We start from the raw sequence: 24,892 nt of genomic DNA, 5'->3' as shown, positions 1-24,892 counted from the left end.
GGGCGGACACCCGTCACTCGTACGAGTGCCCCGTCACTTCCCCCCAAGCCCCCGCCAGCGCCCCCGCCACCCCCGAAGCCGTCAGCGGCGCCCCGCCCAGCGAGCGCGCCGCCAGCCCGTGCAGGTACGCCCCCACCGACGCCGCGTCCAGCCCCCGCAGGCCCGCCGCCAGGAGGGAGCCCGTGACGCCCGAGAGGACGTCGCCGCTGCCCGCCGTCGCCAGCCAGGGGGTGCCCGTGGGGTTGACGCGGACCGCCGTGCGGCCGGGGGCGGCGACGACCGTCGTCGAGCCCTTCAGGAGGGTGGTGGCGCCGAAGCGGGCGGCGAGCTCGCGGGCGGCGGCGAGGCGGGCGGCCTCGACGCGGGTGCGGGTGACGCCCAGCAGGGCCGCGGCCTCGCCCGCGTGCGGGGTCAGGACGGTTTCCGCGCCCCGTGCCCGTACGGTCTCCTCCGACAGCAGCCGCAGGCCGTCCGCGTCCACCAGGACCGGGACGTCCGAGGCGAGGACGTCGTCCAGGGCCCGGCGGGCCGCCGCGTCGTCGCCGGCGCCGGGGCCGACGACCCACGCCTGGACGCGGCCCGCCTTCGACGGCGGGCCCTCCGAGACGAGGGTCTCGGGGAAGCGGGCGACCACGGCATCCGCCGCCGGGCCCGCGTAGCGGACCGCGCCCGCGCCGCCGTGCAGGGCGCCCGCCACGGCCAGGACGGCCGCGCCGGGGTAGCGGGCGGAACCCGCGACCACGCCGACCACGCCCCGCCGGTACTTGTCGCTCTCCGCCGCCGGGCGCGGCAGCAGCGCCGCGACGTCCGCGTGCTGGAGCGCCTCGGCCTCGGGCCTGCGCGGCAGGTGCGGCCCCAGGCCGATGTCGATCAGGCGCAGCGCGCCCGCCCGCTCCCGGGCCGGGTCGACGAGCAGGCCCGGCTTGTAGGCGCCGAAGGTCACCGTGGCGTCCGCGCGCACCGTCGCCCCGCGCACCTCTCCGGTGTCCGCGTCGACGCCGCTCGGCAGGTCCACGGCCAGGACCAGGGCGCCCTCGGCGGCCGAGAGCAGCGCCTCGGCCTCCGGGCGCAGGCCGCCGCGGCCGCCGATGCCGACGATCCCGTCCACGACCAGGTCCGCGCGGCGCACCGCCCGGTCGCCGTCCTCGGCCGAGGCCACCCGGCCGCCCGCCGCCCGCAGCGCGGCCAGGCCGCCCGCGTGCGCCCGCTCCGGGGAGAGAAGCACCGCCGTCACGCCCGCCCCCCGGCGCGCCAGGCGCGCGCCCGCGTACAGCGCGTCCCCGCCGTTGTCGCCGCTCCCGACGAGGAGTGCCACCCGCGCCCCGTACGTACGCCCCAGCAGGTCCGAGCAGGCCGCCGCCAGCCCGGCGGCGGCGCGCTGCATCAGGGCGCCCTGGGGGAGCTGTGCCATGAGCGCGCGCTCGGCGGCCCGTACGGTCTCGACGCTGTAGGCAGTCCTCATGCCCCCAGTCTCACCGCCGGGCCGGGCGCCCGCCCCTGAAACGAGGCACCGGGCGAGCATGCGACGGGGCAACCGGCGGGGACCGGACACGGCACCGGACGGGGTACGCGGCGGGGCACCGGACAGGGCCCGCGGTGAGGCGCAGGACAGGGCACCGGCGAGTCCCGGGCGAAGCCCTCGGCGCGGCACCGCGCACGCCCCCGGCGGCCCACCCCGCACGCCCATCCCGCACGTCCTGAGACACTGACGGGGATGAACGAGACTCCGATGCGCGCCCGTGCCCTGGTCGACCTGGCCGCCCTGCGGGCCAACGTACGCGCGCTGCGCGCCCGCGCGCCCCAGGCGCAGCTGATGGCCGTGGTCAAGGCGGACGCGTACGGCCACGGCGCGGTGCCCTGCGCCCGCGCGGCCCGCCAGGCCGGTGCCACGTGGATCGGCACGGCCACCCCTCAGGAGGCGCTCGCGCTGCGCGCGGCCGGGGACGAGGGCCGGCTGATGTGCTGGCTGTGGACCCCGGGCGGGCCGTGGCGGGAGGCGATCGAGGCCGGCATCGACGTCTCCGTGAGCGGCGTGTGGGCCGTGGCGGAGATCCGGGAGGCCGTCCGGGCCGCGGGCCGCCCCGCGCGCGTCCAGCTGAAGATCGACACCGGTCTCGGCCGCAACGGCTGCCAGCCCGACGACTGGCCGGAACTGATCGCCGCCGCCCGCGCGGCCGAGGACGAGGGCGTCCTGCGCGTCACCGGCGTGTGGTCGCACTTCGCGTGCGCGGACGAGCCCGGCCACCCCTCCATCCAGGCCCAGCTGCGGGTCTTCCGGGACGCGGTCGGCTACGCCGAGCGGCAGGGCGTCCGGCCGGAGGTGCGGCACATAGCCAACTCCCCGGCCATGCTCACGCTGCCGGAGACCCACTTCGACCTGGTACGGACCGGTGTCGCGGTCTACGGCGTCTCGCCGAGCCCCGAGATCGGCACCCCGCAGGAGCTGGGCCTGCGCCCGGTGATGACGCTGTCCGCCTCCCTCGCCTCCGTCAAGCGGGTGCCGGGCGGGCACGGTGTCTCGTACGGGCATCACTACATCACCCCGGGAGCCACTACCCTCGCCCTGGTTCCCGTCGGTTACGCGGACGGGATCCCGCGCGCCGGGTCCGGCACCGGGCCGGTGCTGATCGGCGGGAAGTGGCGGACGGTCGCCGGCCGGGTGGCCATGGACCAGTTCGTGGTCGACCTCGGCGGTGACACGGCCCGGGTCGGCGACGAGGCGGTGCTGTTCGGGCCGGGTGACCGGGGCGAGCCGACCGCCGAGGACTGGGCGCGGGCCACGGGCACCATCGCGTACGAGGTCGTGACACGCATCTCGAACCGGGTACCACGCGTCTATGTCGGTGAGGAACCCGGCGCGGACGCGGGCCCGGGCGCGGGTACGAACGTGAACGAGAGCGTGAACCAGCAGCGGAGCTAGGACACGGGGGTCACGGAATGAGCGACAGCGCGAACACGGGCGGGGACATGGCGGCCACGGCCGCCTCCGTGCTCACGGCGGCCACGGCGGTCACGGAGGCCACCGCCCCCGCCGCTCCGGCCGGCCGGTGGCGCGGGGCGGGGATCGCGGGCGCGGCGCTCGGCGTCGTGGCCGCCGGAGCCGCCGTCGGGGTCGCCGTGGAGCGGCTCACCGTGGGGCGGGGGATACGCCGTAAGGCCCGCCTGGAGCTGGACTCCTCCGGTCCGTACGGGACGCTGCGCGGCACGCCCGGCACCGCGGTCGCCGAGGACGGCACCCGGCTGGCCTACGAGGTCGACGAGATCGGCCCCGGGCCCGCCAAGCGGTTCCTCGGACGCCGCCCCGCGCCGCCCGTCACGGTGGTCTTCAGCCACGGCTACTGCCTCCAGCAGGATGCCTGGCACTTCCAGCGCGCCGCCCTGCGGGGCGCCGTCCGCACCGTCTTCTGGGACCAGCGCAGCCACGGCCGCTCCGAGCGCGCCCGTACGCCCGGCGTCTCCATCGACCTCCTCGGCCGCGACCTCAAGGCCGTGATCGACGCCGCCGCGCCCGAGGGGCCGCTGGTGCTGGTGGGGCACTCGATGGGCGGTATGACGATGATGGCGCTCGCCGCCCAGTACCCCGAGCTGATCGCCGAGCGCGTCGTCGGCGCCGCCTTCATCGGGACGTCCTCCGGGGGGATGGCCGAGAACACCTACGGTCTCCCGGCCGCCGGGATGAGCGTGGTGCGGCGCCTCCTGCCGGGCGCGCTCAAGCTGATGTCCGCGCAGCCGGAGCTGGTCGAGAAGGGGCGGAAGGCCACCGCCGAGCTCATCGGCGGGATCATCAAGCGCTACTCCTTCGGCGCGAAGGACGTGGACCCCGGCGTGGCGCGGTTCGGCGAGCGGCTGATCGAGGCCACCCCGGTCGACATCGTCGCCGCCTTCTACCCCGTCTTCGCCGAGCACGAGAAGCGGGCGGCGCTGCGCGCCTTCGACCACCGGCCCGTGCTCGTCCTCGCCGGTGAGCGGGACATGGTCACGCCGTACGAGCACAGCGAGGCCATCGCGGAGGCCCTGCCGGCCGCCCGGCTCGTGTGCGTGCCCGGTGCGGGCCACATGGTGATGCTGGAGCAGCCCGGAACGGTCGACGACCAGCTGGCCGAACTGCTGGCGTCGGCCGGCGCGAGTGGCGTACAGGCGGGGCTGCGGCACGCGGCCGGAGCGCGGCGCCGGGGCTGAGCCCCGTACCATCGGCGGGTATGAACGCCCCGAACGCCCGGCCTGACGCCGCAGCCACCGTCGCCACCGCCATCTCCGCCACCTCCGCCCAGGTCACCGTCAAGTCCGCCGAGGGCATGCGGGACTTGGGCCGTCGCCTCGCGGCCCTGCTGCGCCCCGGCGACCTGCTGCTCCTCACGGGTGAGCTGGGCGCCGGCAAGACGACCCTGACGCGCGGCCTCGGCGAGGGCCTCGGCGTGCGGGGCGCCGTGACGTCCCCGACCTTCGTGATCGCCCGCGCCCACCCGCCCCTCGGCGACGGCCCGGCCCTGGTCCACGTCGACGCCTACCGGCTGAACGGCGGTCTCGACGAGATGGAGGACCTGGACCTCGACGTCTCGCTGCCGGAGTCGGTGATCGTCGTGGAGTGGGGCGACGGCAAGGTCGAGGAGCTGTCCGAGGACCGGCTGCACGTCGTCATCGAGCGCGCCGAGGGCGCGGACGGGCTCGCCCTGGACGAGGCCGACGACGTCCGCACGGTGACCCTGGCGGGCGTGGGCTCGCGCTGGGCGGGTGTGGACCTCACGCCGCTGGGGTGAGGTCTGGCGTGCTGCCTGGGGCGGCGCCTGGGGTGACGTCTGGCGTGATGCCCGGGTGACGCCTGGGGCGATGCCTGTCGTGACGCCTGGCGTGATGCCCGGGATGACGTCCGGCGTGAGGCCAGGGGTGCCGGGTGGTGCTCGGGGCGTGTGGGATCTCCGCGCGCCTTCCCGTATTCCGACAAGCCGTCGGGAAGATGTTGCGCAGGCGGTATCCGGCGTGGTCACATGGAGGCAGAGACATGGTTAGGTCTACCTAACCTTGCCCAGCTGCCCCAGGAGGCGCCCATGTCGGCCCACGAGCCTGCTGCCGAGCCTGTCGCCGCCGCGGCCCATGAGAAGGCCTATGAGAACCGCCGCCCCGAGGAACTGAGCGGCGAGCGGCTTCCGGCCATGTCGATGCGGGATCTTCTGGCGGCTTGTGCGGCGGCGGACGCGGTGTCGACACCGCCGCGCGCGCCGGAGGCGCGTGAAGGTTCCGAGGGGGAGCGGGACGCGGCGTAGCCGCGGTTAGCCCGTACGGGGGAGGGATGACGCCTCCGGCGGATTTTCCCCGGCCCCGCCCCTTCCCGGAACCGGGGAGGACCCCGGACCCCCGGCCGTGCTGACGCACCGTGGTCTCGGACTCCCCGGCCACCGCTGGGAGGGCCCCGGCCGGGCTGGACTCCGCTCCTGTCCGAGGTCGGCTTCCTCTGCGCCAGGGGCGGTCTTCCCGCCCGGTCCCGGGCGACAACTCAGCCCGTCCGGCGTTTGAGGACACCGCGCGTCAGCGCGGAAAAGGGGGCCCGGGAGGCTCGCCCCCGGTCACGGGAAGGGGCGGGCAGGGGAAACCCCGGCCCCTACGGGGCACCCTGGTCCCTGCGGGGCACCCAGGTCCCTACGGGACCACGACCACCTTCGCCCCGTTCACCGCCACGTTCCACAGCGCCAGCCCGTCCGCCGGCTTCTCCCGGATGCCGCCCGTCTTCTTCGTCGAGGCGGGGTCCGGCAGCGACCCGTCCACCGCCGCGCTGAACCCGAACACCACCCCGTTCGCGTCACGGTGGAAACGCACGATGTGCTCGATCCGGGTGTTGTCCGAGCCCAGGCCCGTGGGGTCGCGGGACGTGACCTTGTACGGGCCGACCGGGGGGTTCACGGTGCTGGGGGCGACCTCGAAGGTGCGGGTGACCTTTCCGTCGGCGCCGACCAGCCAGACGCGCTTCTGCGCGAGGGCGTAGACGACGCGGGCGCCGGTGCCGGAGTTGGCGGGAAGCGCCGTCGCGGCTTCCTTCTCCTTGGCCGCCTGGTCCTGGCCCGCCTTGTCCTGGCCGTCCTGGCCCTTTTCCTTACCGGACGGCGAGGAGGCGGACGGGCGGGGGCGGTCGGGCGCGGCCTCGGCCTGGAAGGCGAGGAAGCCGACGCCGCCCAGCGCCGCGGCGGTGAGCGCGGCCACTATGATCCCCGAACTGCGTGCCACGGCGGCGCACCCTTTCGTCCTGCGTACGGCTATGCGGCTGACCGTAGCACCCGCGTACGCCCCCGCCGCGCCCTCGGCGCGGGCGCACGCGGGCACCGCCCGCCCCGTGGCGCGCCGTAGGCTGTCAGTGTGCTGCTGCTCGCTCTTGATACCGCCACCCCCGCCGTCACCGTCGCTCTTCACGACGGCGACAAAGTCATCGCCGAATCGCGTCAGGTGGACGCCCGCAGGCACGGTGAGCTGCTGCTCCCGGCCGTCGACCGGGTGCTCGGCGAGGCCGGCCGCACGCTGGACGCCGTGACCGGCATCGTCGTCGGCGTCGGCCCCGGCCCGTACACCGGCCTGCGCGTCGGCATCGTCACCGCCGCGACCTTCGGCGCCGCGCTCTCGGTGCCCGTCCACGGCCTGTGCTCCCTGGACGGCATCGCCTACGCCGCCGGCCAGGCCGGGCTGGAGGGCGAGTTCGTCGTCGCGACGGACGCCCGCCGCAAGGAGGTCTACTGGGCCCGGTACGCCGACGCCCGCACCCGGGTCACCGAGCCCGCCGTGGACCGCCCCGCCGACCTCACTGAGCCGCTCGCGGGCCTCACCGCCATCGGCGCGGGCGCCGTGCTCTACCCCGACGCCTTCACGGACGTACGGGCCGACATGCCCGAGCACCAGTACGCGGGCGCGCTGGCCGCCCTCGCCGCGGAGAAGCTCCGCACGGGCGGCGAGTTCCTGCCCGACCAGCCGCTGTACCTGCGCCGTCCGGACGCCAAGGTCCCGGCCAACTACAAGGTGGTCACCCCGCAGTGACCGGCACGGTGCGGATCCGCGAGATGCGCTGGTGGGACATCGCGCCGGTGCTGGAGCTGGAGCGCGCGCTCTTCCCGGACGACGCCTGGTCGAAGGGCCTGTTCTGGTCCGAGCTGGCGCACGCGCGCGGCGCGGGCGCCAACCGCCGGTACGTGGTGGCCGAGTGGGCCGACCCGGGCGCCGCGCCCGAGGCGGCCCCCGGCCCGGCCGAGGGCGGCGCCCCGGGCTCCGGCCCCGCGGGCGTGGCGGGCCGCCATGTGGACGCCACCGACGAGCCGACGGGCGCGGGCGCGTCCGGCGCGGGCACCGGCGGCCGGATCGTCGGCTACGCCGGCCTCGCCGCGATCGACGGCACGGGTGACGTCCAGACCATCGCCGTCGCCTCCGACCACTGGGGCACCGGCCTCGGCGCCCGTCTGCTCACCGAGCTCCTCACCACCGCGACCGCCTTCGAGTGCCGCGAGGTGCTCCTGGAGGTCCGGGTCGACAACACCCGTGCCCAGCGGCTCTACGAACGCTTCGGCTTCGAACCCGTCGGTGTCCGCCGCGGCTACTACCAGCCCGGTAACGTCGACGCCCTCGTCATGCGCCTCACCGACCCCGACTCGGCAGTGCGAGGTACCACCCATGGCCCTGAGAGCTGATGAACCCCTTGTCCTAGGCATCGAGACCTCCTGCGACGAGACGGGTGTCGGCATCGTCCGCGGCCACACCCTCCTCGCCGACGCCGTCGCCTCCAGCGTCGACGAACACGCCCGCTTCGGCGGCGTCGTCCCCGAGGTCGCGAGCCGCGCCCATCTGGAGGCGATGGTCCCGACCGTCGAGCGGGCACTGAAGGAGGCGGGCGTCCGCGCCCGCGACCTGGACGGCGTCACCGTCACGGCCGGCCCCGGCCTCGCGGGCGCGCTGCTCGTCGGCGTCGCGGCGGCCAAGGCGTACGCGTACGCCCTCGGCAAGCCCCTCTACGGCGTCAACCACCTCGCCTCGCACATCTGCGTGGACCAGCTCGAACACGGCGCGCTGCCCGAGCCGACCATGGCCCTGCTGGTCAGCGGCGGGCACTCCTCGCTGCTGCTGGCCCCCGACATCACCTCCGACGTCCGCCCGCTGGGCTCGACGGTCGACGACGCCGCGGGCGAGGCGTTCGACAAGGTGGCCCGCGTCCTGCACCTCGGCTTCCCCGGCGGCCCCGTGATCGACCGCTACGCCCGCGAGGGCGACCCCGAAGCGATCCGCTTCCCGCGCGGCCTGACCGGCTCACGCGACCCCGTCTACGACTTCTCCTTCTCCGGCCTCAAGACCGCTGTCGCCCGCTGGATCGAGGCCAAACGGGCGGCGGGCGAGGAAGTGCCGGTCGCGGACGTCGCCGCGTCCTTCCAGGAGGCTGTCGTGGACGTCCTCACCCGTAAGGCCGTCCGGGCCTGCGTGGACAACGGCGTCGACCACCTCATGATCGGCGGCGGCGTCGCCGCCAACACCCGGCTGCGGGCCCTGGCCGCGCGCCGCTGCGAGGACGCGGGCATCACGCTGCGCGTGCCCCGCCCGAAGCTGTGCACGGACAACGGCGCCATGGTCGCGGCGCTGGGCGCGGAGATGGTCGCGCGGGGCCGTACGGCGTCCTCGTGGGGCCTGTCGGCGGACTCCTCGCTGCCGGTGACGGAGACGCACGTACCGGCCGGGGACGACGACCCCCACGGCTCCCACCGCCCCCGCGCGCACGGTCGTGACCACGACCATGACCACGGCCACGACCATGACCACGACCACGACCACGTACACGAACTGAGCAAGAGGAACCTCTACGACCCGTGACGCCCCTGCCGCCACCCCCTCCTCCCGCGCACATACGTACCTGGCCGGACCGCCCGGCCCTGCTCGCCGACCGGGCCCGTGCCCTCGACCACCTCGTCCACGCCCAACTCGCCCCGGGGCGGCTGCTGCTCCTGTGGCTGCTGAGTGCCCTGACGGCCCTCGGCTGGGTGTTCGCCGTGCTGGGACTCGAAGCCGCCGCGGACGGCGGCGTGGTCCGGTACCTCCACGCGGCGGCCTTCCTCGCCCTGGCCGGCTGCGCGGCCGTACCCTCGGTCCTCGGCCTCGCCTCCGGCCTCCGCAAGGACCGCCGGGCCCGCGAACGCCTGCGCCGCTGGGCGGCCCTGGACCGTGACCCTTACGGCGACCGCGCGTACCGGGCGGCGGGCCTCACCCGGCTCTGGCTGCTGATGTCGCTGCTCCCGTCGGCGGGCGCGGTGATCGTCGCCGGGGCGTACGTGGCGGAGGTGTCCTCGCGACCCCTGGGGGAGATCGACGGCTCGACATACGCCTACGCGGTCGGCCTGACGGCTTCCCTGGCCTTCCCCGGCACCCAGGGCCTGGCCAAGGCGCTGGCGCACCGGCGGTGGGCGCGGGGGATGGAGGGCGGGGAGGCCGGGCCGGTGCCTCGCCACGTGTGAGCCGGGCGGGCTTGCCGCGCTGATCCGTCCGTCATTCGTCGGTACGGCTTTATCCGCCGGCCGGGCCGTCCTTCGCTAGTCCGGCCGCCACCCGCTCATTCCCGTCGCGTCCATGCCCTCCGCGGCCTCGGCCTTCGCCTCGGACGGCGCGCCGCCCCGCAGTCGTTCCACGTCCGACGGCCGTACCTGGATCGCCAGCAGCGCGATCACCGCCGCCACCACCGTGAAGGCCGCCGCCACGACGAACGCCGCGGAGACCCCGGAGGTCAGTACCTCGTCCGACCACGGGCGCGGCAGTTGCCCCGTGCGCCGGAAGGCGAGGCGCTCCGGTGGGGTGGCGGTTTCGAGGAAGCGGGGGACCTGGGTGCGGGCCTCGTCGCGGCTGGCCGTGCCGAAGACCGTGACCAGGATGGACAGGCCCAGCGAACCGCCCACCTGCTGGGTGGCGTTCAGCAGGCCGGACGCGGCGCCCGACTCGTGCGGGGGCACGCCGGAGACGGCCATCAGGGTCAGCGAGACGAACTGCATGCCCATGCCCAGGCTGAAGACGAGCATGGGGCCGAGGACGCTGCCCAGGTACGTGGAGTGGACGTCGGTGAGGGTCAGCCAGCTCAGTCCGCCGGCCGCCAGGATCGCGCCGACCACCATGAACGGCTTGGGCCCGTACCGCGGCAGGAGCTGGGAGGCCAGGCCCGCGCCGACGGCGATGACGGCGCTCACCGGCAGGAAGGCCAGCCCGGCCCGCAACGGGCTGAAGCCCAGCACGTTCTGCACGAACAGGGTGAGGAAGAAGAACATGCCGAAGATCGCGGCGGCGAGGCTCAGCATGATCCCGTACGTGCCCGCCCGGTTGCGGTCGGCGAACATCCTCAGCGGGGTGATCGGCTGCTTCGAACGCGACTCGACGAGGACGAAAGCCGCGAGGAGCAGCAGCGCCGCGCCGAACGAGGCCAGGGTGACGCCGTCCCGCCAGCCCTCCTGGGCGGCGCGGATGAAGCCGTAGACCAGCAGGGCCATGCCGAGCGTCGAGGTGAGGGCACCGGCGAGGTCGAAGTGGCCCGGGTGGCGTTCGGACTCGCTGATGCAGTGGGGTGTGGCGAGGGCGATGAGTAGGCCGATGGGGACGTTCACGAAGAGCACCCAGCGCCAGTCCAGCCACTGGACGAGCATGCCGCCCGCCAGCAGGCCGATGGCGCCGCCGCCCGCGGACACCGCGGCGAAGACGCCGAACGCCCGGTTGCGGGCGGGGCCTTCCGTGAAGGTGGTGGTGATCAGAGCGAGCGAGGTCGGCGAGGCGATCGCGCCGCCCACACCCTGGAGCGCGCGGGCGGCCAGCAACTGGCCGGAGTCCTGGGCCAGGCCGCCGAGCAGCGAGGCGAGGACGAACAGCAGCACGCCGAAGACGAAGACCCGGCGCCGGCCGAGGATGTCACCGGCCCGGCCGCCGAGGAGCAGCAGGCCGCCGAAGGTGAGCGTGTAGGCGTTGACCACCCAGGCCAGGCCGGTGGTGGAGAAGTGCAGGGAGCTCTGGATGTGCGGCAGGGCGATGTTCACGATGGTGATGTCGAGGACCACCATCAGCTGGCACGAGGCGATGACGAGGAGCGCGACCCCGTTGCCGCGCGCGTGCGCGGTGCCGGGCCCCGGAGCGCCGGGGCCCGTGGCCGGAAGCGGAGTCGGCTGAGAGCTCGTCATGGCGGTGGTGCGTCGTGCGCGTCCTGCGCGTCGCGTCCCGGCCCGCGACGGTTCCGCGGCCCGGCGACAGGTGCGGTTCGCACCTTTGTCCACCGTAAGGCCGCTTTCCGGACGCGGCCATTCGGGTGATCGGGCGATCGGGGGCGATCGGGGGCGTGAGACGCGGGGATCGCTACGCGCGCGCCGGGTGCCCCGGACGGGCGACCGGCCTCCCGGAGCGCTACGCGTGCGCCGGGTGCCCCAGCAGCATCGTCGGGGCCCCGGCCACCCGGGTGAGCAGGATCGTGCAGGAGTTCGCGCCGTCGAGCTTGAGCTTCTTGCGGAGCTCTTCCGGCTCCACCGCCGAGCCGCGCTTCTTCACGGTCACGACGCCGACCTTCCGCTCGCGCAGCAGGGCCTTGAGCTTCTTCAGGTTGAACGGCATCACGTCGGTGATCTCGTACGCCGCGGCGTACGGCGTCTCCACCAGGCGGTCCGACGTCACATAGGCGATCGTCTCGTCGATCAGCCCGCCCGCCACCCGCTCCGCGACGTCCGCGACCAGATGTGCGCGGATCACCGCGCCGTCCGGCTCGTAGAGATAGCGGCCCACGGGGCGCACGGCGGGGTCCGGGAGTCCGGCGCCCACCAGCGTGTGCGCGCCCGGCAGCAGCGTCGCGCGCCGGGTGCCCGGGGCCGTGCCGAACCAGAGCACGGCCTCCTTCACATCGCCGCCGTCCGAGATCCACTCGGCCTCTGCCCCGTCCGGGACGGCCTCGTGGGGGACACCCGGGGCGATCTTGAGGGCGGCGTGCGGGGCCTTGAGGGCCGCCCCGACCGCCCAGGAGAGCGGCGGGGAGTACGCCTCGGGGTCGAAGATCCGGCCCCGGCCGCCCCGCCGCGCGGGGTCGACGAAGACGGCGTCGTACCCCGTGGTGTCGATCTCCGCGACATCCGCGCAGCGCACCTCGATCAGCTCCGCGAGCCCCAGCGCCTCCGCGTTGGCCCGGGCGGCCTCGCAGGTCAGCGGGTCGCGGTCGACGGCCAGGACCCGGATGCCCAGCCGGGCCAGGGCGATCGCGTCGCCGCCGATGCCGCAGCACAGATCGGCCACCGAGCGGATCCCGAGACCGGCGAAGCGCGCGGCGCGGTACTCGGCCACGGACTTGCGGGTGGACTGCTCGACGCCGTTCGGGGTGAAGAACATGCGGAACGCGTCCTCGGCGCCGAACTTCGCGACCGCCCGCTGCCGCAGCCGGGCCTGCCCGAGGGCCGCCGAGACCAGCTCGGCGGGGTGGTCCCGGCGCAGCCGGGTGGCCGTGGCGAGCTCCTGGGCGGGGTCGTGGTCGCGGAGGTCCGCGAGGAGCCGCCGGCCCTCGTCGGTGAGGAGGGCGGCGAAGGCGTGGAGGCTGGCGGCGGTCTGCGTGTTCGGTGCGGGCACGTGTCTCATTCTCGCCGACCCCCGCCCCGGGACGGAGGGCCGGACGGGATCGTCACTCGAATACATGAACAACAATCGGAAGGGTGAGTCCCTCCATATCCGGCCCCCGGGCCCCTCGCCACCGTTTCCGTACCGCAGGGCCCGTCTGTGCCGCGGCCCTGCTCCTGGCCGGGCTGCTCGCGGGCTGTTCGTCGGGATCCTCCTCCGGCCCGGACAAAGCGGCCGGCTCGCCCTCCGCCCGTACGGGCACGGGCGCGGCCTCCCCGAGCCCCGCCGCGCCGGACCCGGAGACCTACCGCCGCTGGGGGCTCGACAAACCGCTGGCCGCGCCCCCGAAGCCGCCCACGGCCGGACTGACGGACGGGATGCGGCCGGGCGACGCGCCCAAGGTCGTCAAGCGGGTGCCCACCCAGGACAAGGTCGTCTTCGTGACCTTCGACGACGGGGCCGAGAAGGACCCCGAGTTCGTGAAGATGGCCGAGGACCTCAAACTGCCGTTCTCGATGTTCCTTACGGACGACATCGCCCGCGCGGGCAGCGGCTACGACTACTTCGAGCGGTTGCGGGGCGAGGCGGGCGCCGACGGGAAGCGCAACGGCGTCCACAACCACACCCTCTCGCACCCCAACCTCCGCACGCTGCCGCCCGAGGCTCAGCGCCGGGAGGTGTGCGGGCAGCAGGAGGCGCTGGAGAAGCGGTTCGGCACGCGCCCGGCCCTCTTCCGCCCGCCTTACGGCAACTACAACGACGCGACGCTGACGGCGGCGGGCGACTGCGGTGTGAAGGCGGTCGTGCTGTGGGAGGCGACGATGCAGATCAACGACATGCGCTACGCGGACGGCGGCAAGCTGCGCGCGGGCGACATCGTGCTGGCGCACTTCCGCGGGCCGCAGGAGCTCAAGGGCACGTCCATGACCCGGCACGTCACCAACATGCTGCGGAGCATCCAGCGGCAGGGGTTCACGGTGGCCCGTCTGGAGGATTACGTGTAGGGCCGTGCCCACGGAGGGGGCGTGCGCTCGGAGAGGGCCGTGCGCTCGGAGAGGGCAGGGGGCCGTGGGCACGGGGCGGCCGGGCCGGGTGCGCGGGGCGGCCGGGGCCGGGCACGCGCGAGCGGGCAGGGTTGTCCGCGCCGAGCGGCGCCGTAGGCGCCATGCGGAGAATCCGGAGGATTACGACCCCCGGCGCGCGGGCAGATCCACCTCCGCGCCGGATCACCGGGCACGCCGCCCGACCGGCCGGGACGCCTCGTGCGACCACCGCGCGACGGAGCCGGGCCCGCGCCCGTCCGCCCGGCGGGGTGCGTACCCCCAGGGGTGAACCGGTGAGCTCGCCGCACGGCGAATTGGCACTCCGCTTGACCGAGTGCTAACCGCGTCATAGTCTCGGCTCCGTTGGCACTCTCCACTCGGGAGTGCCAGCCACAGCGACGGGCAGGATCCGGCACCCGCGACGACGGATGCTCCTGGTCGCCACCTCAGACAGATAACCCCGTGAGATCTCCGAAGGGGGAGGTCGGATCGTGACGACCACCAGCTCCAAGGTTGCCATCAAGCCGCTCGAGGACCGCATCGTGGTCCAGCCGCTCGACGCCGAGCAGACCACGGCCTCGGGCCTGGTCATTCCGGACACCGCCAAGGAGAAGCCCCAGGAGGGCGTCGTCCTGGCCGTGGGCCCGGGCCGCTTCGAGGAGGGCAACCGCCTTCCGCTCGACGTCTCCGTCGGCGATGTCGTGCTCTACAGCAAGTACGGCGGCACCGAGGTGAAGTACAACGGCGAGGAGTACCTCGTCCTCTCGGCTCGCGACGTTCTCGCGATCATCGAGAAGTAAGCCGGGGGTCCGGGGGTCGCTCCCCGGGCCGGTGCTGCACCCCGTTTGATGTGATCTGTGCCCTGGTCCCCGTGTCATTTCGACAATTGGGCACCAGGGCGCAGTTCGTTTGAGAGGACTTGAAGCAACTCATGGCGAAGATCCTGAAGTTCGACGAGGATGCCCGTCGCGCCCTCGAGCGTGGCGTCAACAAGCTGGCCGACACGGTCAAGGTGACGATCGGCCCCAAGGGCCGCAACGTCGTCATCGACAAGAAGTTCGGTGCCCCGACCATCACCAACGACGGTGTCACCATCGCGCGTGAGGTCGAGCTCGACGACCCCTACGAGAACCTCGGCGCCCAGCTCGTCAAGGAGGTGGCGACCAAGACCAACGACATCGCGGGTGACGGCACCACCACCGCGACCGTGCTGGCCCAGGCGCTGGTCCGCGAGGGTCTGCGCAACGTCGCCGCCGGCGCCTCCCCGGCCTCCCTGAAGAAGGGCATCGACGCCGCGGTCAAGGCCGTCTCCGACGAGCTGCTCGCGACCGCCCGTCCGATCGAGGACAAGTCCGACATCGCCGCCGTCGCCGCCCTGTCCGCCCAGGACAAGCAGGTCGGCGAGCTCATCGCCGAGGCGATGGACAAGGTCGGCAAGGACGGTGTCATCACCGTCGAGGAGTCGAACACCTTCGGCCTGGAGCTCGACTTCACCGAGGGCATGGCCTTCGACAAGGGCTACCTGTCCCCCTACATGGTGACCGACCAGGAGCGTATGGAGGCCGTCCTCGACGACCCGTACATCCTGATCCACCAGGGCAAGATCTCCTCGATCCAGGACCTGCTGCCGCTGCTGGAGAAGGTCATCCAGGCCGGCGCCAGCAAGCCGCTGCTGATCATCGCCGAGGACGTCGAGGGCGAGGCGCTCTCCACCCTCGTCGTCAACAAGATCCGTGGCACCTTCAACGCCGTGGCCGTCAAGGCCCCCGGCTTCGGTGACCGCCGCAAGGCGATGCTCGGCGACATGGCCACCCTCACCGGTGCCACCGTCATCGCCGAGGAGGTCGGCCTCAAGCTCGACCAGGCCGGTCTGGACGTGCTGGGCACCGCCCGCCGCGTGACCATCACCAAGGACGACACCACCATCGTCGACGGTGGCGGCAACTCCGGTGACGTCGAGGGCCGCGTCGCCCAGATCAAGGCCGAGATCGAGTCCACGGACTCCGACTGGGACCGCGAGAAGCTCCAGGAGCGCCTCGCCAAGCTCGCCGGTGGCGTCTGCGTCATCCGCGTGGGTGCGGCCACCGAGGTCGAGCTCAAGGAGAAGAAGCACCGTCTGGAGGACGCCATCTCCGCGACCCGCGCCGCGGTCGAGGAGGGCATCGTCTCCGGTGGTGGCTCCGCGCTCGTCCACGCCGTCAAGGTCCTCGAGGGCAACCTCGACAAGGCCGGCGACGAGGCCACCGGTGTCGCCGTGGTCCGCCGCGCCGCCGTCGAGCCGCTGCGCTGGATCGCCGAGAACGCCGGCCTCGAGGGCTACGTCATCACCTCGAAGGTCGCCGAGCTCGACAAGGGCCAGGGCTTCAACGCCGCGACCGGCGAGTACGGCGACCTGGTGAAGGCCGGCGTCATCGACCCGGTCAAGGTCACCCGCTCCGCCCTGGAGAACGCCGCCTCCATCGCCTCCCTGCTGCTCACGACCGAGACCCTGGTCGTCGAGAAGCCGGCCGAGGAGGAGGCCGAGGCCGGTCACGGCCACGGTCACGCCCACTAGTTCCGGATCACTCCGGCTGGTCGCGCGCCTGACGCACCGAGGCCCGGCACCCCTTCGGGGGCGCCGGGCCTCGGCCGTTCCCGGGACTCCGGGACGTTCCGCTACTTCGGCCCGTACTTACGGCCCGTCGTCGACGACGCCCGCGACACCACCCGGTGCGGCGCGAGCTTCATCAGACCCGTGATCGCTTTGTACCGGGGGTCGGGCACGGACAGCGTCTTGCCGTGGCCCAGGTCCCGCAGCGCCGCCCCCACCAGCTTGTCCGCGTCCAGCCACAGCCAGCCGGGCACGTTGTCCGTCCCCATGCCGGCCCGCTCGTGGAACTCCGTCCGTACGAATCCGGGGCACAGCGCCATCAGCCGCACCCCGCTGCCGGCCAGGTCCCGCGCCACGCCCTGGGTGAACTGCACGACCCACGCCTTGCTCGCCCCGTACGTGCCGCGCGGCACGAACGCCGCCACGGACGCGACGTTGATGACCGCGCCCCGGCGGCGCTCGCGCATCGCCTCCGTCGCCGCGGCCGTCAGCCGCAGCACCGCCTCGCAGTGCACCTTGAGCATCTTCAGCTCGTCGGCCATCGAGACCTCGAGGAAGCGGCCCTTGTTGCCGAAGCCCGCGTTGTTGACCAGCAGGTGCACCGGGCGCGCCGGGTCACGGAGCCGGTCCTCGACCGCCTCGATGCCCTTCTCCTCGGACAGGTCCGCGGCGAGCACCTCCACCTCAACGCCGTGCCGGTCGTGGAGTTCGGTCGCCTGCTCGCCGAGCCGCTGCTCGTTACGGGCCACCAGTACGAGGTCGTGGCCCTCGCCCGCCAGCCGGCGGGCGAACGCGGCGCCGATCCCGGCGGTCGCGCCTGTGATCAATACAGTCGTCATACCGGCACGTTAGAGCCCGGTGGCGTCCGGTGTACCGGCGCGGTCCTCTCGGGGTGGATCTTCAAGCCATCGTCAGGCGCTCGGCCGGTAGGCCAGCGCCTTCTCCCGGGTCGCCTCGGGGAGCGCGTCACCAGCAGCCAAAACGTCGGGCAGCAGGCTCCGTTCCGTGGTGCTCGCGCGGAAGAGGAAGGACACCGTCACGGAGTGCGCGGGACGGTGGACGACCGTGACGGGATCACCCGCACGGACCTCCCCGGGGGTTATCACCCGAAGGTAGGCGCCCGGCGTCGCCGCCTGGGTGAAGCGCTTCATCCAGCCCTGTTCGCCCAGCCAGTCGGCGAACATCCGGCACGGGATGCGCGGCGAGGTCACCTCCAGCACCAGCTCGGGGCCGACGCGCCAGCGCTCGCCGACGAGCGCGCCGCTGACGTCGACGCCCAGGGTGGTGAAGTTCTCGCCGAAGGTCCCGGCGGGCAGCGCGCGGTCCAGCTCCCGCTCCCAGCGGTCGAGGTCCTCGCGGGCGTACGCGTAGACGGCCTGGTCGTCGCCACCGTGCAGGTGCAGGTGGGTGATGGTGTCACCGGCGAGCCCGCTGCCGCCCACCCCCCGGGGGCCGGGCGCGGCGACGGCCACGGGGCCTTCCACCGGGCGCTTGTCGATGCCGGTGCTCAGCCCGGCCCGGAAGCCGGAGAGCTCGGCGGTGGTGGCGCGGCCGACGTTCACGGAGAGGAGCGAGGGCGAGGGCGAGGACGAAAGGGAGGGCGCGGGCGCGGAAGGCGAGGACATGGGCAAAGGCTAGGGGAGACCCGTACAGGGCCTCAAAGGTATTTGCTGTCATTTCAGGCTGTGCCCAAGGTGGTCTTATGCTCAAGGCATGATCGAGGCTCGTCATCTGAGGGTGCTGCGCGCGGTGGCCGCCACCGGTTCGTTCTCGGCCGCGGCCCGTGAGCTGGGCTGCACCCAGCCCGCCGTCAGCCAGCAGATGAAGGCCCTGGAGCAGTCCGCGGGCACTCCGCTGCTGATCCGTACGGGCCGGGAGATGCGGCTGACCCAGGCCGGCGAGGCCCTGGTGCGGCACGCCTCCGGGATCCTGGCCGGGCTGACCGCGGCCGAGGAGGAGGTCGCGGCGATCGCCGGGCTGCGGGCCGGGCGGGTGCGGATGGTGTCCTTCCCCAGCGGCAGCTCGACGCTGGTGCCGGGCGCGCTGGCGCAGATGCGGGCCGCGCACCCCGGTACCCGGGTCTCCCTGGTGGAGGCCGAGCCGCCGCGGTCGGTGGAGATGCTGCGCGAGGGCGACTGCGAGATCGCGCTGGCCTTCCGCTACCCCGAGGTGCGGGGCTCGGACCCGGCCGCCGGCACGGAGTGGGACGACCTGGTCGTACGGCCGCTGCTGACCGACCGCCTCGTGGGCGTGGTGCCGGACGGGCACCGGCTGGCGGGCGCCGAGCGGATCGGGATGGCGGAGCTGGCCGACGAGTCGTGGATCGCGGGCTGCCCGCGTTGCCGGCGGCACCTGGTGGAGGTGTGCGAGAGCACCGGCTTCACCCCGCGGATCGACTTCGCGACCGATGACTACCCGTCGGTGTTCGGGCTGGTCGGGGCGGGGCTCGGGGTCGCGGTGATGCCCGAGCTGGCGCTGGAGTCGGTCCGGCCGAAGGGCGCGCGGACGGTGCCGGTCGAGCCGGTGGTGCAGCGCGAGATCGTGGCCCTCACCCTGCCGGACCTGGCGAGGGTGCCGGCGGTCGCGGCGATGCTGGACGAACTGGCGGCGGCGGCCGCGCGCTGACGGCCGCGTGCCCGGCGGCTGTGCCGTCGGCTACGCGCCGGTGGCGCTCACGGCGATGACCCGGTGGCGGCTGCGCCCCGGTGTGGTCCTTACGGTGAGCCTCGGCGGCGGCTGCGCGAGGGGTCGTCCTTACGGTGAGCGGCGGCTACGCCCCTGTCGTACTCACGGCGATGACCCGGTGTCGCGCGCGGCCCATGAGCTCCTCACGCTCGTCCTCGGTGAGGCCGCCCCACACGCCGTAGGGCTCCCGTACGGCCAGAGCGTGCGCCGCGCACTCCGCCCGTACCGGGCAGCGCATGCACACCTCCTTGGCCGAGGTCTCGCGCGCGCTGCGGGCCGCGCCGCGCTCGCCCTCGGGATGGAAGAACAGGGAGCTGTCGACCCCGCGGCAGGCGGCCAGGAGCTGCCAGTCCCACAGGTCGGCGTTGGGACCGGGAAGGCGGGAGAAATCTGCCATTGCTATCCCCTCGAAGCGATCCGCCGGGGCTGCCCGCCGGAGGATCCGGCGCGAGTGACCCGGTGCGAGCGATCAGATGCGGACGCACTACCTGTGCCCTTACAACCGCCAAGCAAGCGGATGTAAATATGACTGATTGCGAATCTAGTCATAGACACCGGCAAATGGGAAGAAAAACTGCTCCGCGTGGGCAAATGGGGCATCGTCTGTGCGCCGGGAAGGGCGCCCCCAATGCGCCCTGCTCCGTGTCCGCGCCCTCACGTAGAGTGCCGAAGGTGGCCGACCGAGCCCGTAACTCTTTCGGGTGACCGTCGTTGAGAGGGCGGAGGCGGTTGACGGATGAAGCAGTCGGGCAGATGTCCGAACTGGCCCGAGAGTCGTCGATCGCACAGGTGACGATCAGTACCAGCCTGGAGGCTCAAGGTGACGCGCATCAGCTGCGGAGGACGGTCATGACATCCGTCCTCGTCTGCGACGATTCCCCGCTTGCCCGAGAGGCGCTCCGCCGTGCGGTGGCGACCGTGCCCGGCGTCGAGCGTGTGACGACGGCGGCCAACGGCGAGGAAGTCCTCCGCCGCTGGGGCGCCGATCGTTCGGACCTCATTCTGATGGACGTACGGATGCCCGGACTCGGCGGTGTGGAGACGGTGCGCCGGCTGCTCTCCGCGGACCCCGGCGCCCGCATCATCATGCTCACGGTCGCCGAGGACCTCGACGGTGTCGCGCTCGCGGTCGCCGCCGGAGCGCGGGGCTATCTGCACAAGGACGCCTCGCGCGCCGAGCTGCGGGCCACCGTGACGCAGGCCCTCGCCGACCCGACGTGGCGGCTCGCCCCGCGCCGGCTGCGGTCGGCGGAGATGGGGGCGGCGCCCACGCTCACCGCGCGGGAGATCCAGGTCCTCGAAGGAATGAGCCACGGCCGGTCGAACGCCGAGATCGGCCGTGAGCTCTTTCTCTCCGAGGACACGGTGAAGACCCACGCGCGGCGCCTGTTCAAGAAGTTGGGTGCATCGGACCGGGCGCACGCCGTGGCGCTCGGATTCCGCTGGGGCCTGGTCCGCTAGGCGCCTGACGTGCAGCGCAGCGGGGGAGCGAGGCACCCCGCCCGTCGCGCGGCGGGCGGGGCGGACCACTGCGGCCGTCCGGTCCGCTGCACGTTTCCCGCGCGCTGCCGCATCCTTGGAGTATGGAGTTCCTCGGGGACGGCTCGGTCGGGCGTGATGGGAGGGCGCGGGAGATGACTGCCGGCGCACCCGCTCACAACGCATCGGTACAGGACTACGGACGGGACCACGGACGGGAGAGCGGACGCGGTGCCGCGGAAAGTCCGGTTTCAAGGCACCATGGACCGATGCGCGACGACGACACGACGGGACTCCCCGCGGCCACCGCTCCCGGGGAGATCGGCGCCCTCGTCGCCCGCGCGGTCGAGGGCGACCGGAGGGCCACGCACGATCTGCTGGCCCTGGTCCACCCCCTCGCGCTGCGCTATTGCCGCACCCGCCTCTCCCGGCTCCCGGGTGACGCCCGCCACTTCGTGGACGACCTCGCGCAGGAGGTCTGCCTCGCCGTGCTCTGCGCCCTGCCGCGCTACCGCGACACCGGGCGCCCCTTCGAGGCCTTCGTCGTGGCCATCGCCGCGCACAAGGTCGCCGATCTCCAGCGGGCCGCCATGCGCCACCCCGGCTCCACGGCCGTCCCCTCGGACGAGATGCCCGAGCAGCCGGACGATTCCCTCGGCCCCGAGGAGCGGGCGCTGCTCAGCAGCGACGCCGAGTGGGCCAAGAAGCTCCTGGCCAATCTCCCGGAGAATCAGCGCGAGCTGGTCCTGCTGCGGGTCGCCATCGGCATGACGGCGGAGGAGACGGGCCAGATGCTGGGCATGTCGCCGGGCGCCGTGCGGGTCGCCCAGCACCGGGCGCTCAGCAGGCTCCGGGCACTCGCCGAGCAGTGACCGACGGGGTGATCCGGGTGGTGGGCGAGCGGTGTCCCGGCCGCCCGCGGCCCGGTGATTCCGTGTGGGTGCCGGGGCCGGTGCGCGCGGTGTTTGGTGCGAACGTCCAAGTGACGCGGGACTCAGCCGTCGTGGAATGGGACACGTGTCGCGGCCGTTAGCATGGGAGTCCGCGCTGGGGCAAGACCATTTGGGAAGGTGTCATGACTGACAACGTCGACGGAATGCCCGGGAAATTCGCGATGCTCGGTCTGACTTATGACGACGTCCTGCTGCTGCCGGGCGCTTCGGAGGTCCTGCCGAACGCCGTCGACACCTCCTCCCGGGTCTCGCGCAACGTCCGGGTGAACATCCCGCTGCTCTCCGCGGCGATGGACAAGGTCACCGAGGCGCGCATGGCCATCGCCATGGCCCGTCAGGGTGGCGCCGGCGTGCTGCACCGCAATCTCTCCATCGAGGACCAGGCCAACCAGGTCGACCTGGTCAAGCGCTCCGAGTCCGGCATGGTCACGGACCCGATCACGGTCCGCCCGGACGCCACGCTCGCCGAGGCGGACGCGCTGTGCGCGAAGTTCCGCATCAGCGGCGTCCCGGTCACCGACCCCGCGGGCAAGCTGCTCGGCATCGTCACCAATCGCGACATGGCCTTCGAGTCCGACCGCAGCCGTCAGGTGCGCGAGGTCATGACGCCGATGCCGCTGGTCACGGGCAAGGTCGGGATCTCCGGCGAGGACGCCATCGAGCTGCTCCGCCGCCACAAGATCGAGAAGCTGCCGCTGGTCGACGACGCCGGTGTGCTCAAGGGCCTCATCACGGTCAAGGACTTCGTCAAGGCCGAGAAGTACCCGAACGCCGCCAAGGACTCCGAGGGCCGCCTGGTCGTCGGTGCCGCCGTGGGCGTCGGCGCGGAGGCCTACGAGCGCGCCCAGGCGCTCGTGGAGGCCGGGGCCGACTTCCTGGTCGTGGACAGCGCCCACGGCCACAGCCGCGGCATCCTCGACATGATCGCCAAGGTCAAGTCCAACATCGCGGTCGACGTCGTCGGCGGCAACGTCGCCACCCGCGACGGCGCCCAGGCGCTGATCGACGCCGGCTGCGACGGCGTCAAGGTCGGTGTCGGCCCGGGCTCGATCTGCACCACCCGCGTCGTCGCCGGCATCGGCGTCCCGCAGGTCACCGCGATCTACGAGGCCGCCCAGGCGTGCCATGCGGCCGGTGTGCCGCTGATCGGCGACGGCGGTCTGCAGTACTCCGGCGACATCGCCAAGGCGATCGCCGCCGGTGCCGACACGGTGATGCTCGGCTCGCTGCTCGCGGGCTGCGAGGAGTCGCCGGGCGAGATGGTCTTCATCAGCGGCAAGCAGTTCAAGTCCTACCGCGGCATGGGCTCGCTGGGCGCGATGCAGTCCCGCGGCCAGGCCCGCTCCTTCTCCAAGGACCGCTACTTCCAGGACAACGTCCTCTCCGAGGACAAGCTCGTCCCCGAGGGCATCGAGGGCCAGGTGCCCTACCGCGGCCCGCTGGCGTCCGTCGCCCACCAGCTCATCGGCGGTCTGCGCGCCTCCATGGGCTACGTCGGCTCGGCGAACGTCCAGGAGCTCAAGGACAAGGGCACCTTCGTCCGGATCACCGCGGCCGGCCTCAAGGAGAGCCACCCGCACGACATCCAGATGACCACCGAGGCGCCGAACTACTCCCGCCGGTAGTAGTACGTGTTTCAAGCGCTTTATGGAGCCCGCGACCGCTCAGGCCGCGGGCTCCGCCGCGTCGGGGATACTGGATGCGGCAGGACGTAGAAGGAAAGGCCACACACGTGACTGAGATCGAGATCGGGCGCGGCAAGCGCGGCCGCCGGGCGTACGCGTTCGACGACATCGCCGTCGTCCCGAGTCGCCGTACCCGCGACCCCAAGGAGGTCTCGATCGCCTGGCAGATCGACGCCTACCGCTTCGAGCTGCCGTTCCTGGCCGCCCCGATGGACTCGGTCGTCTCGCCCGAGACCGCCATCCGCATCGGTGAGCTGGGCGGCCTGGGCGTGCTCAACCTCGAGGGCCTCTGGACCCGCTACGAGGACCCGGAGCCGCTCCTCGCGGAGATCGCCGAGCTGGACGAGACCGCGGCCACCAAGCGCCTCCAGGAGATCTACGCGGCTCCGATCAAGGAGGAGCTGATCGGGCAGCGCATCAAGGAGGTCCGCGACTCCGGTGTCGTGACCGCCGCCGCGCTCTCCCCGCAGCGCACCGCGCAGTTCTCCAAGGCCGTCGTCGACGCCGGCGTGGACATCTTCGTGATCCGCGGCACCACCGTCTCCGCCGAGCACGTCTCCGGCGCCGCCGAGCCGCTGAACCTGAAGCAGTTCATCTACGAGCTGGACGTCCCGGTCATCGTCGGCGGCTGCGCCACGTACACCGCGGCCCTGCACCTGATGCGCACGGGCGCGGCCGGTGTCCTCGTCGGCTTCGGCGGCGGCGCCGCCCACACCACCCGTAACGTCCTGGGCATCCAGGTCCCGATGGCGACCGCCGTCGCCGACGTGGCCGCCGCCCGCCGCGACTACATGGACGAGTCCGGCGGCCGCTACGTCCACGTCATCGCCGACGGCGGCGTGGGCTGGTCCGGCGATCTGCCGAAGGCCATCGCCTGCGGTGCCGACGCCGTGATGATGGGCTCGCCGCTCGCCCGCGCCACCGACGCGCCGGGCCGCGGCTACCACTGGGGCATGGAGGCCGTCCACGAGGACGTGCCGCGCGGCAAGCGCATGAACCTGGGCACGGTCGGCTCCACCGAGGAGATCCTCACCGGTCCCTCGCACACCCCCGACGGGTCGATGAACATGTTCGGCGCCCTGCGCCGCGCCATGGCGACCACGGGCTACAGCGAGCTCAAGGAGTTCCAGCGGGTCGAGGTGACGGTCGCGCCGTCGCAGCACGACAACCGCTGATCCCGTAGCGACGCGAAGGGCCCGGACCGCACTGCGGTCCGGGCCCTTCGTGCTGTCCCGGCGGCACCGGGACGGCGGGGTTCAGCCGGCGAGCTTGCGGGTCACCTGGAAGGCGCCCGCGCCGCCGAGGAAGTAGAACAGCGCGTCGATGGGCTCCAGGTTCTCCTTCCACGCGCGGTTCACGACGTCGAAGTGGTCGACGAGCACGTCGGCCAGCGGGATGTTCGCGGCGTCGGAGAGGGCCAGCGAGATGCCGAATATCTGCCCGAGGTAGACGCCGGCCGCGCCGAGGACCGCGCCGACGGCCGGCAGCGCGGGCGCCCGCCCGCCGGTCTTGCCGAGCACCACGCCGATGAGGGCGCCGGTCACCACGGCCATGTAACCGATCTGGCCGCCGTCGGTCGCCTTCAGGACGGCGCCGTACACAGCCGAGCCGACCAGCATCGCCACGATCGCGAGGACGACCGCGAGGCCCGGGTTGCCCCGGCGGCCGGGCGCGGGCGGCGGCGGGTAGCCGCCGGGGGCGCCGTACGGGGCCTGGGGCGCGCCGTACGGCTGCTGGGGCTGGGCGTAGGGCTGGGGCTGTGCGTACGGCTGCTGAGGGCCGGGCTGTCCGTAAGGCTGCTGCGGCGGCTGCTGGCCGTACGGGTTCGGCTGCTGCGGCTGCTGCCAGGGCTGGCTCATGTGGGTTCCCCCGAAGTAGGTGGTGCGTCGT

The 24,892-nt window shown here is 73.3% G+C and carries 24 protein-coding genes; 16 read left to right on the top strand and 8 right to left on the bottom strand.

Features of this window, described 5'->3' with window-relative positions; translation table 11 throughout:
- Window positions 1–13 precede the first annotated feature (13 nt).
- Window positions 14–1,462 (bottom strand): NAD(P)H-hydrate dehydratase, encoded by a 1,449-nt coding sequence (locus LUZ64_RS20565; RefSeq protein ID WP_232390501.1) that lies wholly within the window; start codon window positions 1,460–1,462, stop codon window positions 14–16.
- A gap of 252 nt (window positions 1,463–1,714) precedes the next feature.
- On the opposite strand from LUZ64_RS20565, the gene alr reads away from it, so the two are divergent.
- The 4 genes from alr to LUZ64_RS20545 all read left to right on the top strand — a co-directional run bounded on the left by alr (window position 1,715) and on the right by LUZ64_RS20545 (window position 5,261).
- On the top strand, window positions 1,715–2,920 hold the full coding sequence (gene alr / locus LUZ64_RS20560) for an alanine racemase (protein ID WP_095579317.1): 1,206 nt from the start codon (window positions 1,715–1,717) through the stop codon (window positions 2,918–2,920).
- Window positions 2,921–2,937: 17 nt separating this feature from the next.
- A complete protein-coding gene (locus LUZ64_RS20555) occupies window positions 2,938–4,179 on the top strand; it encodes an alpha/beta fold hydrolase (protein WP_095579316.1) in 1,242 nt (413 codons plus the stop codon).
- A 20-nt stretch (window positions 4,180–4,199) separates the two neighbouring features.
- Window positions 4,200–4,757, top strand: a complete 558-nt coding sequence (gene tsaE / locus LUZ64_RS20550) for a tRNA (adenosine(37)-N6)-threonylcarbamoyltransferase complex ATPase subunit type 1 TsaE (protein WP_095579315.1) — start codon at window positions 4,200–4,202, stop codon at window positions 4,755–4,757.
- Window positions 4,758–5,045: 288 nt separating this feature from the next.
- Window positions 5,046–5,261 (top strand): hypothetical protein, encoded by a 216-nt coding sequence (locus tag LUZ64_RS20545; protein WP_095579314.1) that lies wholly within the window; start codon window positions 5,046–5,048, stop codon window positions 5,259–5,261.
- Window positions 5,262–5,634: 373 nt separating this feature from the next.
- Here LUZ64_RS20545 and LUZ64_RS20540 read toward each other — a convergent pair whose 3' ends face one another.
- Entirely contained in the window at window positions 5,635–6,216 is a 582-nt protein-coding gene (locus tag LUZ64_RS20540; protein WP_095579313.1) for a hypothetical protein, read from the bottom strand.
- Between the two features lie 129 nt (window positions 6,217–6,345).
- Here LUZ64_RS20540 and tsaB point away from each other — a divergent pair, with 129 nt between their 5' ends.
- From tsaB to LUZ64_RS20520, 4 genes are read left to right on the top strand one after another with little or no spacing between them, the layout of a single operon-like run.
- Window positions 6,346–7,014, top strand: coding sequence for a tRNA (adenosine(37)-N6)-threonylcarbamoyltransferase complex dimerization subunit type 1 TsaB (gene tsaB / locus LUZ64_RS20535; RefSeq protein ID WP_095579312.1), 669 nt, complete (start codon window positions 6,346–6,348; stop codon window positions 7,012–7,014).
- The gene (gene rimI, locus LUZ64_RS20530; RefSeq protein ID WP_095579311.1) at window positions 7,011–7,658 is read left to right on the top strand and encodes a ribosomal protein S18-alanine N-acetyltransferase; all 648 of its coding nucleotides are present in this window, start codon (window positions 7,011–7,013) and stop codon (window positions 7,656–7,658) included. Before tsaB ends, rimI begins: the two co-directional genes overlap by 4 nt.
- Complete coding sequence (tsaD, locus tag LUZ64_RS20525) at window positions 7,642–8,826, top strand: tRNA (adenosine(37)-N6)-threonylcarbamoyltransferase complex transferase subunit TsaD (protein ID WP_095579310.1); 1,185 nt, start codon at window positions 7,642–7,644, stop codon at window positions 8,824–8,826. Before rimI ends, tsaD begins: the two co-directional genes overlap by 17 nt.
- On the top strand, window positions 8,823–9,464 hold the full coding sequence (locus LUZ64_RS20520) for a hypothetical protein (protein ID WP_095579309.1): 642 nt from the start codon (window positions 8,823–8,825) through the stop codon (window positions 9,462–9,464). The genes tsaD and LUZ64_RS20520 overlap by 4 nt, the downstream gene beginning before the upstream one ends.
- A gap of 75 nt (window positions 9,465–9,539) precedes the next feature.
- Here the strand turns inward: LUZ64_RS20520 and LUZ64_RS20515 are convergent, their stop codons facing one another.
- A complete protein-coding gene (locus LUZ64_RS20515; protein WP_095579308.1) occupies window positions 9,540–11,159 on the bottom strand; it encodes an MFS transporter in 1,620 nt (539 codons plus the stop codon).
- Window positions 11,160–11,379: 220 nt separating this feature from the next.
- Window positions 11,380–12,588 carry a THUMP-like domain-containing protein gene (locus LUZ64_RS20510; protein WP_095579307.1) on the bottom strand — a complete coding sequence of 403 codons (1,209 nt, stop codon included), beginning with the start codon at window positions 12,586–12,588 and terminating at the stop codon, window positions 11,380–11,382.
- 74 nt (window positions 12,589–12,662) lie between these two features.
- On the opposite strand from LUZ64_RS20510, the gene LUZ64_RS20505 reads away from it, so the two are divergent.
- From LUZ64_RS20505 to groL, 3 genes are all read left to right on the top strand, one after another.
- Window positions 12,663–13,571, top strand: a complete 909-nt coding sequence (locus LUZ64_RS20505) for a polysaccharide deacetylase family protein (protein WP_232390500.1) — start codon at window positions 12,663–12,665, stop codon at window positions 13,569–13,571.
- A 530-nt stretch (window positions 13,572–14,101) separates the two neighbouring features.
- Window positions 14,102–14,410 (top strand): co-chaperone GroES, encoded by a 309-nt coding sequence (groES, locus tag LUZ64_RS20500; protein ID WP_087927613.1) that lies wholly within the window; start codon window positions 14,102–14,104, stop codon window positions 14,408–14,410.
- A gap of 131 nt (window positions 14,411–14,541) precedes the next feature.
- On the top strand, window positions 14,542–16,164 hold the full coding sequence (gene groL / locus LUZ64_RS20495; RefSeq protein ID WP_095579305.1) for a chaperonin GroEL: 1,623 nt from the start codon (window positions 14,542–14,544) through the stop codon (window positions 16,162–16,164).
- Between the two features lie 101 nt (window positions 16,165–16,265).
- On the opposite strand, the gene LUZ64_RS20490 is transcribed toward groL, so the two are convergent.
- Entirely contained in the window at window positions 16,266–17,039 is a 774-nt protein-coding gene (locus LUZ64_RS20490; protein WP_095579304.1) for an SDR family NAD(P)-dependent oxidoreductase, read from the bottom strand.
- Between the two features lie 72 nt (window positions 17,040–17,111).
- Entirely contained in the window at window positions 17,112–17,825 is a 714-nt protein-coding gene (locus LUZ64_RS20485) for an MOSC domain-containing protein (protein ID WP_095579303.1), read from the bottom strand.
- 88 nt (window positions 17,826–17,913) lie between these two features.
- Between LUZ64_RS20485 and LUZ64_RS20480 the strand changes: the two genes are divergently transcribed.
- The gene (locus LUZ64_RS20480; RefSeq protein ID WP_095579302.1) at window positions 17,914–18,825 is read left to right on the top strand and encodes a LysR family transcriptional regulator; all 912 of its coding nucleotides are present in this window, start codon (window positions 17,914–17,916) and stop codon (window positions 18,823–18,825) included.
- Between the two features lie 145 nt (window positions 18,826–18,970).
- Here LUZ64_RS20480 and LUZ64_RS20475 read toward each other — a convergent pair whose 3' ends face one another.
- Window positions 18,971–19,282, bottom strand: coding sequence for a WhiB family transcriptional regulator (locus LUZ64_RS20475; protein ID WP_087927618.1), 312 nt, complete (start codon window positions 19,280–19,282; stop codon window positions 18,971–18,973).
- Window positions 19,283–19,734: 452 nt separating this feature from the next.
- Between LUZ64_RS20475 and LUZ64_RS20470 the strand changes: the two genes are divergently transcribed.
- The 4 genes from LUZ64_RS20470 (at window position 19,735) to LUZ64_RS20455 (ending at window position 24,177) form a co-directional block, all read left to right on the top strand.
- On the top strand, window positions 19,735–20,346 hold the full coding sequence (locus LUZ64_RS20470) for a response regulator transcription factor (RefSeq protein ID WP_003948568.1): 612 nt from the start codon (window positions 19,735–19,737) through the stop codon (window positions 20,344–20,346).
- Between the two features lie 287 nt (window positions 20,347–20,633).
- Window positions 20,634–21,236 carry a sigma-70 family RNA polymerase sigma factor gene (locus LUZ64_RS20465; RefSeq protein WP_095579301.1) on the top strand — a complete coding sequence of 201 codons (603 nt, stop codon included), beginning with the start codon at window positions 20,634–20,636 and terminating at the stop codon, window positions 21,234–21,236.
- Window positions 21,237–21,439: 203 nt separating this feature from the next.
- Entirely contained in the window at window positions 21,440–22,942 is a 1,503-nt protein-coding gene (guaB, locus tag LUZ64_RS20460) for an IMP dehydrogenase (protein WP_095579300.1), read from the top strand.
- A gap of 107 nt (window positions 22,943–23,049) precedes the next feature.
- A complete protein-coding gene (locus LUZ64_RS20455) occupies window positions 23,050–24,177 on the top strand; it encodes a GuaB3 family IMP dehydrogenase-related protein (protein WP_087927621.1) in 1,128 nt (375 codons plus the stop codon).
- Window positions 24,178–24,258: 81 nt separating this feature from the next.
- Here LUZ64_RS20455 and LUZ64_RS20450 read toward each other — a convergent pair whose 3' ends face one another.
- The gene (locus LUZ64_RS20450) at window positions 24,259–24,861 is read right to left on the bottom strand and encodes a hypothetical protein (protein ID WP_095579299.1); all 603 of its coding nucleotides are present in this window, start codon (window positions 24,859–24,861) and stop codon (window positions 24,259–24,261) included.
- Window positions 24,862–24,892 lie beyond the last annotated feature (31 nt).

It is taken from the genome of Streptomyces albireticuli (assembly GCF_021228125.1).
GTDB classification, from domain to species: domain Bacteria; phylum Actinomycetota; class Actinomycetes; order Streptomycetales; family Streptomycetaceae; genus Streptomyces; species Streptomyces albireticuli.
This window is presented reverse-complemented; position numbering and strand designations above follow the sequence as displayed.